Origin of the sequence: Streptomyces flaveus (genome assembly GCF_014647675.1) — a bacterium.
GTDB lineage: Bacteria > Actinomycetota > Actinomycetes > Streptomycetales > Streptomycetaceae > Streptomyces > Streptomyces flaveus.
In genome coordinates this window covers 1-13516 of sequence record NZ_BMPQ01000050.1, presented here as the reverse complement: position 1 = coordinate 13516, position 13516 = coordinate 1, and the positions used below count along the sequence as shown (strand labels likewise).

The following is a 13516-nucleotide window of genomic DNA, read 5'->3' as shown; positions in this document are numbered from 1 at the left end:
GTGGCCGCCATGCAGCTTCGGTACGCCTTCAGGCTGTACCCGGATTCCGGTCAGCGCATCGCACTGGCCAAGGCGTTCGGGTGCGCCCGCGTCGTGTTCAACGACGCGGTGCGCGCCCGTGAGGACGCCCGGAAGGCGGGTGAGGCGTTCCCCACCGCCGGGCACCTGTCGAAGCAGCTGATCACCCAGGCGAAACAGACCGCCGAGCGGTGCTGGCTGGGCGAGGTGTCCACCGTCGTGCTCCAGCAGTCCCTGCGCGATATGGAGGCGGCCTACAGGAACTTCTTCGCCTCCCTCAAGGGTGAACGCCAAGGCGCGAAGACGGGTGCGCCCCGGTTCAAGTCCCGCAAGGACACCCGACAGTCGATCCGCTTCACGGCCAATGCCCGCTGGTCGGTCACCGAGTCCGGGCGGCTGAACCTCCCGAAGGTCGGCGCGGTGAAGGTGAAATGGTCTCGCACCCTGCCCCAACAGCCCTCCTCGGTCACCGTGATCAAGGACGCGGCCGGGCGGTACTTCGCCTCCTTCGTCATCGACACCGACCCGGCCGCCGACGCCACCCGCATGCCCGACACCGACCACACGATCGGCATCGACCTGGGCCTGACCCACTTCGCCGTCCTCTCCGACGGCACGAAGATCGACTCCCCGCGGTTCCTGCGCCGCGCGGAGAAGAAACTCAAAAAAGCCCAGCGGGAGCTGTCCCGCAAACAGAAGGGATCGAACAACCGCGAGAAGGCCCGCCTCAAGGTCGCCCGCGCCCACGCACAAGTGGCCGACGCCCGCCGGGAGTTCCACCACCAGCTCTCCACCCAGCTGATCCGTGACAACCAAGCGATCGGTGTGGAGGACCTGGCGGTCAAAGGACTGGCGCGCACCAGGCTGGCGAAGAGTGTGCATGACGCGGGCTGGGCGCATTTCGTGCACCTGCTGGAGTACAAAGCCGCCAGGTACGGGCGCACCCTGGTGAAGATCGGCCGGTTCACACCGACCAGCCAGGTCTGCTCGGAGTGCGGGGCCAAGGACGGCCCCAAACCGCTGCACATCCGGACCTGGACCTGTACCGCCTGTGGTGCGGTCCACGACCGGGACCACAATGCCGCGAAGAACGTGAGAACGGCCGCCGGACTGGCGGTTACAGCCTGTGGAGCGCAGGTAAGACCGGGACTCGTCCTGGCACAGCGCGACGAAGCAGGAAGCCACGGATTCCCGTCGGAAGACTGTGCCGTGTAGCGGCACAGCAACGGACGAGAAGGCCAGAATCCTCGGGCTTCAGCCCGAGGAGCAAGTCAATGATGAGGGGATGGCAGCGGATCCGTCACCGTATCGGTCATGGAACTGCCAAATCTGGTTGGACGCGGTTGCCTGCAGTGGCTCCGGGCGATCGCAGCCCATTAAGCTTTCAAGCAAATGGACCTTTACGGACGGCGCCCGGAGCAGGCAGTCCTTGACCGGATCCTTGACGGTGCTCGGCAAGGCGACGGGGCAACGCGGGTGCTGTGGGGCGACCCCGGTATCGGCAAGACCGCCCTGCTCGACTACGTGGCCGAGTCCGCGGCTGCGGACTTCACCGTCTTGCGATGCGGGGGCACTCGCCTGGAGTCGGGGCTGACGTTCGCCGCACTGCACGAACTGCTGTGGCCGGTGAAGGAGCGGATCAGTACGCTCCCGGAGCCGCAGGCCAACGCCTTGAACGGGGCGCTCGGTACCAGCAACGACGTGGCGGACCGGTTTCTGATCGGCGTGGCCGTACTGACGCTCGTCGGCGAGCTGGCCGACGAGCGGCCGGTGCTGATCATCGCCGACGACGCCCACTGGCTGGACGAGCCGTCCGCCCAGTGCCTGGCCTTCGTCGCGCGCCGCCTGCGCAACGAGCCCGTGGTCATGCTCCTCACCGGACACGACGACCCCGTCGACGGCCCCTGGGAGAAACTGGCGGCCATGGAGGTCCGGGAGCTGGGCGACGAGGATGCCCGGCTCCTCGCCCGTGCCGTCGCTCCGCACGCGGACGAGTCAGTGATCCGCCGCACGATCCGCGCGGCAGCCGGAAATCCCCTCGCACTCCAGGAACTGCCCACGTCCATGGCGGCCGGCGACCTCTCGACGCACCCTCTCACCGATGAGCAGATCGCTGTCGGGCCCCGCCTGCGCCGCGCCTTCCGCGCCCGCATCGAGAGGCTGCCCGCGCCCGCCCGTACCGCGCTCCTGCTCGCCGCCGCCGATGACCGCAGCGATCGCAACACCGTGCGCCAGGCCGGTGGCGTGCTCGGCCTCGACGCGGCCGCCTGGGACGAAGCGCTGCACTCGGGCCTGCTCACCATGCGCTCGGACGGGCGGATCTGTTTCCGCCACCAGCTGATGGCGGCAGTGGTCTACGAGGAGGCGCCGCCCGCGAACCGGCAGGCCGTTCATCGCGCGCTCGCCTCCGTACTGACCGGTGAGAACGCCGACGAGCTGCGCCCCTGGCACCTCGCCGCGGCTTTGGAGGCCGTGGGCCGGCCCGACGAGGAGGTGGCCCGGCTGCTGGAGGAGTCGGCCCACCGGTCCTGGGCGCGCGGCGGCTGTGCCACGGCGGCCCGTGCCCTGCAGCGTGCGGCGAAGCTGTCCCCCTCGACGGACGACGCGGCCAGACGGCTGGCTCTCGGAGCGAGGGCGGCCTGGGAGGCCGGCCACGTCGACGTGGCGCGCGGAATGCTGGAGCGGGCCGAAAGGATTTCCTCCGCAGCCACGGTCGCGGAGCTCAGCGAGGGGCTGCGCGGGCTGATCGAGTTCGCGCACGGCAATCTGGAAGTCGCCTGCCGTCAGCTGACCCGGGACATGGAGCGGGTGGCCGATCCGGGGCAGGCGTTCGGGCTCGGCAGCATGGCACTGCGGGCGGCGTGGGCGGCCAGTCATGGCGCACTTCAGCGCGAGGCGCTCCAGCGACTCGAGCGGCGGCTCCCGCAGGGGAACTTCCCGAACGCCGATCTGCTGCCGTTGCTGCGCGCATGGTGGACGGAGGAACGGGGTGGCGGCGCCGATGACCGCGACCAGGCCGTGGCCCCCATCGCTGAGATCCTCACCCGGCTCAGCGGCAGTTCCTGGCTCCTGATGCCACCGGCACCGCTGGCGGTGGCCTGGGGCATCGAGTCCGCCCTGCAGGAGGCGCTCCGCCGTGAAATCGACACGCTGCGGCACACGGACCAGGTCACTGCCCTGACCCAGGCGCTGGCCCAGACCGTGGCGCCCGACATCGCGCAAGGCTCCTGGACCTTGGCCACGGCGAACGCCCTTGAAGGGCTCCAGGTGGCTCAGGGGATCGGCGACGACCACTTGGCGGGGCAGTGCCACACCGGTCTCGGATGGCTGGCAGCCGCGCGAGGCGATGAGCGGACCGTCAGGGACGTCGCCGACCGGACCATCGAGCTTTGGGTGCCGCGTGGGGTGCGCGTCTTCAGCGCCTGCGCGGAGTGGAACCTCGGTATGTCGGCGCTCTTCGCCGGCCGGGCCGAGGAGGCGCTGGACCGCCTGGTCCGGCTGGGCGAGGACGGGCACCACGCGGCGAACGCCACTGTCGCGCTGCTCGCCGCTCCGGACACCGCCGAGGCCGCCCTCCAAGCCGGGCAGCGGGCGACGGCCGAGGAACAGGCGCGGTTGCTGCGGCGGTGGGCCGAACGGACCGAGGCGGCGTGGGCGATCTCCGCGACGCACCTGGTCCATGCCCTGCTGGCGTCCGGAGCGGATGCGGAGAAGCAGTTCCGGCTCGCGCTGGAGGTTCCCGGAGCCCGGTCGCGGCCCTTCGCCTACGCCCGCACGCGCCTGCTGTACGGCGAGTGGCTGCGGCGGTCCCGCCGCCGTACCGACGCCCGAGTGCAGCTGGCCGAAGCCGCGGAGACCTTCCGGCGACTGGACGCGGCTCCCTTGCTCGCCCGTACCCGGGCCGAACAGGAGCTGACCGGGCAGCAACCGCGCCGGGACTCCGCGCGGGCACGGGCACGGGACACCCCGACGACCCTCACCGCGCAGGAGTTGAGAGTCGTACGGCTGGCCGCGGAGGGACTCACCAACCGGGAGATCGGGGCACAGCTGCTGATCAGTCCTCGTACGGTGGCTCATCACCTGGCCAACGTGTTCCCCAAGCTCGGTGTCGTCTCGCGCGCCGACCTCGCGCGCGTCGACTTCGAGGACGGGCTGCGTTTTATGGGGTGACCGGCGGTATCCCGGGGCTGCCCGGGGGCTCGCCGATGCCCGGATTCTTGACCGGGTGTACTTGGACGGGATGGTCGGCTGCTCAGTGCGTGGGCGACAGGGCGCCCCGGAAGGTGCGCCGGTAGGCGAGGGGTGAGACGCCGATGGCGGTGTGCAGGTGTTCTCGTAGCGAGGTGCCGCCGGCGAAGCCGACTTGGCCGGCGATCTCGTCCACCGGCAGGTCGGTGGTTTCCAGGAGGTGTCGTGCCCGGTCGACGCGCTGCTGGATCAGCCAGCGTCCCGGGCTCATGCCCACCTCTTCGGTGAAGCGGCGGGCGAAGGTGCGCAGGCTCATGTGGGAGTGCTCGGCGAGGTCCGTCAGGGTCATCGGCTCGTGGAGGTTCTCCAGCGCCCACTGACGGGCGGTGGCCGTTCCGCTGGCCGTGGCCTCGGGCACCGGGTGCTGGATGTACTGCGCCTGTCCTCCGTCGCGCCACGGGGGGACGATGCACCTGCGGGCCACCTGGTTGGCGACCTCACTGCCGTGGTCCTTGCGGATGAGGTGCAGGCAGACGTCGAGCCCGGAGGCGGCACCGGCCGAGGTCAGCACATCTCCGTCGTCGATGAAAAGGACGTCGGGATCCAGGGCGACCTGGGGGAACCATGTGCGGAAGAGGTCCGCGACCATCCAGTGGGTGGTGGCCGGCCGTCCGTCGAGGAGACCGGCTGCGGCGAGGACGAAGGCGCCGGTGCAGATCGATACGAGGCGGGCGCCCGGAGCCACGCACGCAAGCGCCTGGGTCATGGCCCGTGGCACTTCCATCGTGACGGCGGTGGTGGTGAAGGGCGGGATGACGACGGTGTCGGCGGTGCGCAGCGCCTCCGGGCCGTGCTCGACGGTGATCGAGAAGTCGGAGTTGGTGCGGACCGGGCGGCCGTCGACGCTGCAGGTGAGGACCTCGTAGCGGCCGTCCGCCGCCTCGAAGACCCGGCTGGGAATGCCCAGCTCGAAGGGGTACACGCCGTCTACGGCCAGGACGACGACTCGGTGAATGGGTGCCATGGCGTGATCCCGTCGAAAATTGGAATTCATGCCACGGTATCGGACGGTGGCAGCAGCGCGCTGGACGCATCACGCGTCGGCTCCCTCCAGCGCGGCGAGCCCGGGTGCGGCCGACGCGATGAATCGACGAACATACGCCATGGCGTGATCCCGTTGAAAGTTGGCATTCATGCCATGGCGCCCGGGAGTGGCAGACCGCGACGCTGGACGCATGACGAACCCCGATACCGCCACCATGCGCGCCATCCGCCAGGACACCCACGGTTCCCCCGAGGTACTCAAGGAGGTCGAACTGCCCCGGCCCGAGCCGGGGTTGAGTGAGATCCTGATCGCCGTCCAAGCGGCCGGCGTCAACCCCACCGACTGGTGGAACCGCGCCCAGCCCATGACCGCGGGCGGCCTGCCCCTCATCCTGGGCTGGGACGTCTCCGGCGTCGTCGAGGCCGTCGGCATCGGCGTCACCCTGTTCAAGCCGGGCGACGAGGTCTTCGGCATGCTGCCCTACCCGCACGGGGTCGGCGCCCACGCCGAGTACGTGACCGCCCCCGCCCGCTCCTTCGTCCACAAGCCCGTCGGCATCGACCACGTCCAGGCCGGCGCCCTGCCGCTCGCCGCCCTGACCGCCTACCAGGCACTCGTCGACACGGCCGATGTCCAGCCAGGGCAGCGCGTCTTCATCCACGCGGCGGCCGGCGGCGTCGGCCATCTCGCCGTCCAGATCGCCAAGTCCCGCGGCGCGTACGTCATCGGCACCGCCAGCGCCGCCAAGCACGACTTCCTGCGTTCCCTGGGTGTGGACGAGGCCATCGACTACCACACGGTCGACATCGCCGAGGCCGTCAAGGACATCGACGTGGTCCTCGACCCGGTCTCGCGGGACACCGCCGCCCGCGCCCGCTCGCTCGCCGTGCTGCGCCCGGGCGGCACCCTCGTCTCGATCCTTCCGGTACCCATCGACGCCGACGAGCTGGCGGACATCGCCGAGCGGGGCATCCGCTACGAGTCCCTCCTCGTCGAGGCCGACCGCGCCGGCATGCAGGCCATCGCCGACCTGGTCGAAACCGGCGCCCTGCGCGCCCACATCGAGGCCACCTTCCCGCTCGCCGAGGCCGCCAAGGCCCACACCCTCGGTGAGACCGGCCGCACCACCGGCAAGATCGTGCTGACCGTGGAGGGGGCGGTGAAGAAGCAGATCGCCCAATCCCTCATGACCGTCTTCGACGGGGGCGACACGACCGTCATCGACCGCCACGTACGGCCGGACTACATCCAGCACAACCCGCTCGCCCCCGACGGCCCCGAGGCCCTCAAGGCGTTCGGTGCCGCCTGGCGCCAGCAGTACCCGGACGCCAAGTACGACATCAAGCGGGTCATCTCCGAGGGCGACCTGGTGCTCCTGCACTCCAACGTCGTCCCGGCTCCTGGTACCCGCGGGATCGCCGCCTTCGACATCTTCCGCTTCCAGGACGGGAAGATCGCCGAGCACTGGGACATCCTCCAGGAGGTGCCGGCGACCACGGCCAACGGCAACGACATGTTCTCCACCCTCAGCCGGCCGCAGGCCGACGCGCCGGAGCAGCGGTGGTTCACCGCGTACAACAAGAAGCTGGTCACCGCGTTCGTCGACCAGTTCCTGGTCCGCAAGGACCTGTCCGCCATCGATACCTACATCGGCGCCGAGTACCGTCAGCACAACCCGAACATCCCCGACGGCGTGGCCGGCGTGAAGGCCGGACTGGGCGCGTACATCGAGCAGTTCCCGCAGCTGAGCGTGGAGCCGAAGAGGATCATCGCCGAGGGTGACCTGGTGGCCGTCCACAGCCACTACGTCGAGACCCCGGGCGAGCGCGGCCGGGCGGTCCTCGACCTCTTCCGGGTCAGGGACGGAAAGATCGTCGAGCACTGGGACGCCGTGCAGGACGTGCCGGAGACCTCCGCCAACGACAACACGATGTTCTGACGGCCGCCGGGGCGTAGCGGTCGCGCTACGCCCCTGGCCGGCGCCTGCCTCGCCCAACGGCAGGGAGGAGTCGGTCAGGGCTATGAGGTGATCAGCGGAAGCGCGTTGAACACGTGGTCCTGCCAGAGGCGGCGCGAGGCTTCCTCCGGGTAGGTGGTGGTCATCGGCTCCGTGTCGAGGATGCGCGTCGGGCGGTGCTCGGTGTCGTAGGCGGGCCAGCCCGGATCGCCGGTGGTCGCGAAGGAGGTCCAGGCGGCGCGGACCAGACCGGAAAGGGCATCGGCCTCGTCGAGGTGCGCGGGGCCGATCAGTTCTCCGCCGAGGCCGCCGAACGTACCGAAGACGAGCGGGATGTCCAGCGCGTGGCAGGCGCCCAAGGCGCCGCCGTTCGCCGGTGCGGCCCAGGTGAGTTCGTAGAGGTGGGCCCGGCCGCCTCCCGCCACCTGGGCTTCCGCGAGGTGCAGTGAGGGCATGCGGAAGAGCCAGTCGGACTGGACGAGCTCGAAGAGGCGCTCCGCCGGAGCATCGGGGAAGGCGGTGCGGTAGGCGTGCCCGGGGTCCGCGCCCGGCCCGAACGTATGCAGCGCTGCGGCCGCCATTTCCTCGTCGACCTGACCGAAGAGCCCGCCCAGTGCCATGAACAACCGGTACTCGTCCCGGTTGTGGCCGATGATCAGCTCCACCTCGCGTGCGGCGCCGTCGGCGAGCGCCTGCCACGGTACGGTCGGCAGGACCTCGCCGTCGACCACGGGGGAGTAGGCCGTCGACGTGTGGGCGATCGGTCCCCAGCGGTCCGCGTACTGACTCATCGAGGTGCCGAGGGCAGCCCCCGCCCCTGGGAGTTTGTGCGGATCCACCGCCGAGAGGTCGCTCACCGTGGGCCGCAGCCCGAGCTCGCCCGCCAGGGCGGTGGCGATGTCGGTGGCCAGCTCGTCGGAGAAGAAGGTGCCGCACACGCTCTGTGCGATGGCCCGCCGGAACAGGCCTCGTGCGCTCGGCATCGCCAGCAGCGCGGCGACGGACCCGGCGCCGGCTGATTCGCCGAACACGGTGACCTGGCCGGGGTCGCCGCCGAAGGCGGTGATGTTCTCCCGCACCCACGTCAGGGCCGCGACCTGGTCGAGCAGTCCGCGGTTCGCCGGCGCTCCCTCGATGCGGGCGAACCCCTCCATGCCGACTCGGTGGTTGAAGGTCACCACGACGAGATTCCCGTCACGGGCCAGCCTGCCGGCATCGTAGGCGGGGTCGTCGACGGAACCGAACTTGTAGGCCCCGCCGTAGATCCACACCATCACCGGGCGCCTCGTCGCCGGGTCCGGATCCGGTGTCCAGACATTGACGGTGAGCCAGTCCTCTCCTCCGGCCATGGGAGAGGGTATGGCAGGGCTCAACGGCTCCTGCGGTGGCGGGGGACCGAACACGAACGTCTCACGCGTGCCCTCCCATCGACGCACCGGCCGCGGCGCGGCGAAACGCAAGCTCCCCACCGGGGGTTCGGCGAACGGGATGCCCTGGAAGACCGCGAGACCGTCCTCATGGCGGCCGCGCACGACACCCCCCACGGTGGCGACGTCGGGAATCGGTTCTGTGGTCACGACACTCCTCATTGAGCTCTACCGACCGCCGTGCGGCCGCTGTACGAGGACCACGCGTCGGCTGCGTGGTCCTTCGGGGTCCCGGACGGCCGCGCGGGTTCGATCGTGGAGCCGGGGCGACGACGAGATCCTCGTCCGGGCGGACGGACGGGCGGAACGGCCGCACATCATTTTCAGGATCGTGCGGTCCGAACCCGCGGGGGCCGCCTGTCCGCGACGGGCGGGCACCTCAGGCGAGCGAGGTCCACACGCTCTTGACCTCCGTGTACGCATCGATGGCTCCCGTGCCCATCTCCCGGCCCCAGCCGCTGGCCTTGAACCCGCCCCAGGGGGCGGAGGCGTCCACGGGGTTGGGCATGTTGATGAACACCGTGCCCGCCCGGATGGAGCCCGCCACGCGGTGCGCCGCGCCCACGTCGCGGGTCCATACGGCCGCCGCCAGGCCGTACTCGGTGTCGTTGGCGCGGGCGACGGCCTCGTCCTCGTCGTCGTACGGCAGGACGGACAGCACCGGGCCGAAGATCTCCTCGCGGGCGATGCGCATGTCGTCCCGTACACCCGTGAACACGGTCGGCTGGTAGAAGAAGCCCGGCAGGTCGTCGACGGGGGCCCCGCCTGCGAGCAGCTGGGCGCCTTCTTTGACCCCGCTGCGCACCAGTGCGTGGACGTGGTCACGGTGTTCGCCGGTGACCAGGGGGCCGAGCTCGGTGTCGGGCGCGCTGCCCGCGCCGAGTCGCATCCCGCTGACGGCCTTGGCACAGCGCTCGGCGAACTCGTCGGCGAGGGAGCGGTGGACGAGGAGCCTTGTGTAGGCGGCGCACACCTGGCCGCTGTTGAGGAGCGCGCCCTGAAGACAGCCCGCCACGGCCGCGTCCAGGTCGGCGCCGGGCAGTACGAGACTCGGTGCCTTGCCGCCGAGTTCGAGCGAGACACGCTTGAGGTTGCCCGCGGAAGCCCGGACGATGTCCCTGCCGGTCTCGGTCGAACCGGTGAAGGAGACCTTGTCCACGCCGGGGTGCTCGACGAGGGCCCGGCCGGCCTCGGGACCACCGGTCAGCAGGTTGACGACGCCGTCCGGCACACCGGCCGCCCGGCACAACTCGACGAGCCGCACCGTGGTCATCGGGGTCTGTTCCGCGGGTTTGACGATCACGGTGTTCCCGCAGGCAAGGGCCGGTGCGATCTTCCAACTCGCGATCATGAGAGGGAAGTTCCACGGGGTGATCAGCGCGCACACTCCCACCGGCTCGCGCTTGGTGTACTGCAGCACGCCGGGGATGGACAGCGGCGCCGTCTCGCCGTAGATCTTGGTGACCCAGCCGGCGTAGTGGCGGAAGTGCTCGGCAGCGGTGGCGACGCTGACCGCCATGGAGACGCCGAGCGGCTGGCCTTGGTCGCGCGTCTCCAACTCGGCCAGTTCCTCGGCGTTTTCTTCGATGAGGTCGCCGATGCGCCACAGGATCCGGGCGCGTTGGGCCGGGGTGAGTCCCGCCCACTCCGGGTTCTCGAGGGCGGCGCGGGCGGCCCGTACGGCCGCGTCGGCGTCCGCGGTCCCCGCCAGGGACACCTGGGCGTGGGGTTGCCCCGTCGCCGGGTCCAGGGTCTCGAACTCCGCTCCGGAGGCCGCGGCCTGCCACTCGCCACCGATGAAAAGGGTATTGGTCACAGCTGTGCTCCAAGGATGAGGTCGGCGCAGCGCTCGCCGATCATGACGGCGGGTGCGTGGGTGTTGCCGGAGGTGACGGAGGGCATGACGGAGGCGTCCGCGACGCGCAGCCCGGCCACGCCGTGTACGCGCAGCTGCGGATCGACGACCGCCATGCGGTCGATGCCCATACGGCAGGTGCCCACCTGGTGGTGATAGCTGAGGAGGGTCCGCTTGATGTACGCGGCGACCTCCGCGTCCGTACGCACGTACGGTCCGGGTGCGACCTCGCGGGCTCGCCAGTCGCCCAGCGACTTCTCCTCGCCGATCTCCCGCACCTGCTGCACGGCCCGCACCATGGCCGCGAGGTCCGAGGGCTCGGAGAAGTAGCCGGGGTCCAGGGCAGGAGCCTGGGTGGGGTCGGCCGAGCGCAGCCACAGGCGGCCCCGGCTGAGCGGACGGATCGTCCCGGCGAGGACCGAGAAGCCGTGGCCCTCTTCCGGAACGTTCATGTCGGGCACCGGCAGTGGCAGGTGGGACATCAGCGGCTGCAGGTCCGGCACGGCCAGCGCCGGGTCGGACTTGGCGAAGTAGTGGGCCTCCAGCTTGTTGGCCGTACCCTGCGGCACCGGCCGTGCCGACTCCCACACCACCGGAGCGAGGGTGTGGTCGTGCAGGTTCGCGCCCACCCCCGGCAGGTCCGCGGTCGCCCCGATCCCGAGGGCCCGCAGCTCGTCCGCCGGCCCGACCCCGCTGAGCAGGAGCAGCTGGACCGATCCGATGGTGCCGCCGGACAGGATCACGTCCCCTTCGCAGCGGATCTCCGTCGTACGGCCCTCGCGCAGCAGCTCGACGCCCCGCGCCCGGCCACCGTCCACCAGGACGCGCGTGACCGCCGCGCCGGTCATCACTGTCAGCAGCGCGCTGTCGAGCACCGGCTCCATGAAGGCGGTCCACGCGCTGACGCGCCTGCCGTCGCGGATGGTGCGGTGGATCAGGTTCACGCCGAGCTGGTCCTCGGCGTTGCAGTCGTCGTTGTACGGGAGTCCGTAGTCCTGGCAGGCCTCGATGAAGGCGGTGGTCACCGGGTTGGGGGAGTGGTTCCGGCTGACGGGCAGCGGACCGCCGGCCCCGTGGTAGTACGACGCGCCGTCCTCGAAGTCCTCCGAGCGTTTGAAGTACGGCAGTACCTCGTCGTACGACCAGCCCGCCGCTCCCTGGTAGGCCCAGCTGTCGTAGTCGGCCCGGTTGCCGCGAACGTAGATCATGCCGTTGAGGGCGCTGGAGCCGCCGAGGACCTTGCCGCGCGGCCAGAACACCTGGGTTCCGGAGGCGTGCCGCTGGGGTTCGGTGGTGTACGCGTGGTCCTGCGGGGAGTTCCACAGTTCCCACAGGCGCCCGGGGTCGTGGATGGCCGGGTTGTCGTCCCGGTCGCCCATCTCGATCAGCAGTACGGTCCGGCCGGCGTCCACGAGTCTGCGCGCGAGCGCACAGCCCGCGGACCCGGCGCCCACCACGATGTGGTCGTAAACGGTGTGTGTTGCTCGCATGACGGGAGAGTCACAGGCGGACGGGCCACCGGCTTGTGCGGCGGTGCACGGTGTCTTGTGGAGGCGGGCACGAACGGCAGATCCGCCGTGTTCGGGACGTACTAAGCGGCCTTGGTGAAGTCTGGTGGCGGTGCCGCGCCCGCTTGAGGGGCCGCAGGCCCCGATAGGGGCGCGGGGCTGTATCGATTTGCGGCTCCGCCGCGCGGGCGCGACCAGCCCCCACCGGCCCGCAGGTGAATCACTGCGCCACCAGCGGAGCGCTTACGCGCCCAGCGCCGTGCGCCCGGCCCCGCGTGCCTCCGACGGGCTCATGCCGTAGGCGCTCCTGAAGGCGTGGCTGAAGTGGGCCGGGTCCGGAAAGCCCCAGCGGCTTCCGACGGTGGCGACGGGCATATGGGCGAGCGCGGGGTCCGCGAGGTCGCGCAGGCACTCGGCGAGGCGACGCTCCCGGAGCCAGCCCGAGACCGTGTATCCCCGCTCGGCCAGCAGCTTGTAGAGGAAGCGCCGCGAGATGTGGTGGGCGGCCGCGATCCGGTCGGGGCCGAGCCCCGGGTCGGAGAGCCGCTGCTCCATGTACGTGAGGATCCGCTGGGCCAGCAGCTCCCGGCCGTCGTCCTGCTGCGTCACGTGCACGGCGCACCGGTCCGAGAGCATCGCGCCGACCAGGTCGACCGTGCTGTCCGCGAGCCGCTGCGTGCCGAGAGCGTCCAGTTGCCGCACCTGCCCGGCCAGTCCGCGCAGGAACGGGTGCACCACGGGCCCCAGTCCGTCGCTGCACGACACGGGAGTGGCGATCATGCGGGTCAGATCGCGCTCGGGCAGCCGGAGCATGACCCGCGGGAACATCAGCACGAGTGTGCGGTACGGCTGGTCGAAGTCGAGTGTGTACGGGTGCCGGGTGTCGTAGATGGCCAGCTCGCCCGGCTTGAGCAGGGCCTGGCGGTCCGCCTGGGTCAGCATGCACTGCCCGGCCAGCTGAAGACTCACCTTGACGAAATCGGCCGGGTCGGAGGCGATGTGTCTACGGGTGTGGGCGACGCCGTGCGGATCCGCGGCTATGACAGACACCTGCACCGCGCCGAGCTGGGCGGTGTGCAGGGAGGCGCGGAAGTCGGGAACCTCGCGCGGCAGCGCTTCCAGCGGCACAAAACTCTGGCCGACCACTTCCCGCCAGAACTCGAAGCGTCCTGCGGAGGTGTCGTCCGACGGAGTCGTCATCGAGGGCATGGGTCTCCTCTGCGGGCCCTTCGGCAAGCCGGCAGGTAGGCGTGCCGCCGGATACTACTGTCGTATCCGGTTTTTACAGAGTGTAATGAATGGGATGAATGAGAAGATCCCGTGTCTGTCGAGGGTGCGGTGAGGGGGGCCCGGAAGGGCGCGAAGCACTTCCGGGACCCCTCACCGCCCGTGGCATCAGCCGAGGCCGTCCGCACCCACCTGAACCGCGGACTCGTCGAGGACGGTGTCGGTCACGGGTTGCGGGCGCCCGTCGAGGTCGAGGACCGGGGTGGCTTCCTTGTACCAGGATTCGATGAC

General features: G+C 70.5%; 8 protein-coding genes and 1 pseudogene. 4 read left to right on the top strand and 5 right to left on the bottom strand.

Going from position 1 to position 13516, the window contains the following annotated elements:
• Positions 1-9 precede the first annotated feature (9 nt).
• Positions 10-1233, top strand: coding sequence for an RNA-guided endonuclease InsQ/TnpB family protein (locus IEZ21_RS44210; protein WP_189327455.1), 1224 nt, complete (start codon positions 10-12; stop codon positions 1231-1233).
• Positions 1234-1410: 177 nt separating this feature from the next.
• A complete protein-coding gene (locus IEZ21_RS44205; protein ID WP_189327454.1) occupies positions 1411-4188 on the top strand; it encodes an ATP-binding protein in 2778 nt (925 codons plus the stop codon).
• An 82-nt stretch (positions 4189-4270) separates the two neighbouring features.
• Here the strand turns inward: IEZ21_RS44205 and IEZ21_RS44200 are convergent, their stop codons facing one another.
• The gene (locus IEZ21_RS44200) at positions 4271-5230 is read right to left on the bottom strand and encodes a GlxA family transcriptional regulator (RefSeq protein ID WP_189327453.1); all 960 of its coding nucleotides are present in this window, start codon (positions 5228-5230) and stop codon (positions 4271-4273) included.
• Between the two features lie 235 nt (positions 5231-5465).
• On the opposite strand from IEZ21_RS44200, the pseudogene IEZ21_RS48230 reads away from it, so the two are divergent.
• Positions 5466-6404, top strand: a pseudogene (locus IEZ21_RS48230) (NADP-dependent oxidoreductase); the annotation flags it as partial.
• A complete protein-coding gene (locus tag IEZ21_RS48225) occupies positions 6390-7190 on the top strand; it encodes a nuclear transport factor 2 family protein (protein ID WP_281399755.1) in 801 nt (266 codons plus the stop codon). The pseudogene IEZ21_RS48230 and the gene IEZ21_RS48225, both read left to right, overlap by 15 nt.
• Positions 7191-7270: 80 nt before the next feature.
• Here the strand turns inward: IEZ21_RS48225 and IEZ21_RS44185 are convergent, their stop codons facing one another.
• The 4 genes from IEZ21_RS44185 to IEZ21_RS44170 all read right to left on the bottom strand — a co-directional run bounded on the left by IEZ21_RS44185 (position 7271) and on the right by IEZ21_RS44170 (position 13198).
• Positions 7271-8785 carry a carboxylesterase/lipase family protein gene (locus IEZ21_RS44185; protein ID WP_246568852.1) on the bottom strand — a complete coding sequence of 505 codons (1515 nt, stop codon included), beginning with the start codon at positions 8783-8785 and terminating at the stop codon, positions 7271-7273.
• Between the two features lie 229 nt (positions 8786-9014).
• Positions 9015-10451, bottom strand: a complete 1437-nt coding sequence (locus IEZ21_RS44180; RefSeq protein ID WP_189327451.1) for an aldehyde dehydrogenase family protein — start codon at positions 10449-10451, stop codon at positions 9015-9017.
• Positions 10448-11980, bottom strand: a complete 1533-nt coding sequence (locus tag IEZ21_RS44175; RefSeq protein WP_189327450.1) for a GMC family oxidoreductase — start codon at positions 11978-11980, stop codon at positions 10448-10450. The genes IEZ21_RS44180 and IEZ21_RS44175 overlap by 4 nt, the downstream gene beginning before the upstream one ends.
• Before the next feature lie 261 nt (positions 11981-12241).
• Positions 12242-13198 carry an AraC-like ligand-binding domain-containing protein gene (locus IEZ21_RS44170; protein ID WP_189327449.1) on the bottom strand — a complete coding sequence of 319 codons (957 nt, stop codon included), beginning with the start codon at positions 13196-13198 and terminating at the stop codon, positions 12242-12244.
• Between the last annotated feature and the right edge of the window lie 318 nt (positions 13199-13516).

Bases quoted from the DNA above. Each gene is read 5' to 3' on its own strand.
- IEZ21_RS44205 (WP_189327454.1), top strand. From the start codon at position 1,411: ATGGACCTTTACGGACGGCGCCCGGAGCAGGCAGTCCTTGACCGGATC.
- IEZ21_RS44200 (WP_189327453.1), bottom strand. From the start codon at position 5,230: ATGGCACCCATTCACCGAGTCGTCGTCCTGGCCGTAGACGGCGTGTAC.
- IEZ21_RS44210 (WP_189327455.1), top strand. From the start codon at position 10: ATGCAGCTTCGGTACGCCTTCAGGCTGTACCCGGATTCCGGTCAGCGC.
- IEZ21_RS44175 (WP_189327450.1), bottom strand. From the start codon at position 11,980: ATGCGAGCAACACACACCGTTTACGACCACATCGTGGTGGGCGCCGGG.
- IEZ21_RS44170 (WP_189327449.1), bottom strand. From the start codon at position 13,198: ATGACGACTCCGTCGGACGACACCTCCGCAGGACGCTTCGAGTTCTGG.